The organism is Massilimicrobiota sp. An105 (genome assembly GCF_002161155.1).
In the GTDB taxonomy this organism is placed as follows: domain Bacteria; phylum Bacillota_I; class Bacilli_A; order Erysipelotrichales; family Coprobacillaceae; genus Allocoprobacillus; species Allocoprobacillus merdigallinarum.
On the sequence record NZ_NFLY01000114.1, the window covers coordinates 1 to 752 of the forward strand.

The 752-nt window shown below is 36.8% G+C and carries 1 protein-coding gene and 1 pseudogene; both read right to left on the bottom strand.

Features of this window, described 5'->3' with window-relative positions:
- On the bottom strand, positions 1-560 hold a 560-nt coding region (locus tag B5E48_RS13440; protein ID WP_158097312.1), incomplete at its 3' end, for an IS1595 family transposase.
- Between the two features lie 72 nt (positions 561-632).
- A pseudogene (locus B5E48_RS14165) lies at positions 633-743 on the bottom strand (IS1/IS1595 family N-terminal zinc-binding domain-containing protein); the annotation flags it as partial.
- Positions 744-752: the final 9 nt, after the last annotated feature.

A 752-nucleotide genomic window follows, 5' to 3' on the forward strand; every position in this document is an offset into this window, starting at 1 on the left:
AGTCCAATGTAGTTCTTCAAATACTTGTCTGATATCCCTCTATATCCATGCAAAAACAATTCAATAGACGAATGCAATCTATTGACCTTATCCAATGTATATCCGTCCTTTTCTTTCTTACCTGATGGAATCTTAATCCATTTAACCCCTAACTTTTTCATCAGTCCATGATATGAGCGAAGGCTGTCACTGACAACTGTACATTGTGAAGGGATTTTGTCTTTATATATTTCATAGAGATTCTTGGTATGTATTCTTCCTCTTTCTGATACCTGTATCACTTTATTGTTGTGTTCATCTATGGCACAGACAATGTTTCTCTTCTGATTGCTGATTCCTCTTTTCTTCTTTGATTCTTTATCTTCAACTGTTATTCCAGGATGTTTAACATCTGAAAGTTTTTCATCAAGGTAAACAACTCCATCTAGTATGCGATCTTCAGCCGTGAGAGAAGCACATACACTCAGTATCTTATGTCTCCACACAAGAGATGTATGTTCGCATATACCTGCAATATGAGCAGACTGCACAATGGTATCACCACGAAAGAGTGATTCCATATACAAATACCATTGATAGGCTTCCTTCTTTGAATATGAAAACAGAGTTCCTGTCATGGGCGAGAAAGTCTTGTGACAATGTTTGCATAAATATCTTTGATTTCCATTTTTATCCTTGCCATATCTAATGATGTGCTCATGCCCGCAGTGAGGGCAAAAGGAACTATCAAATTCATCTGACAGTTCCTTATG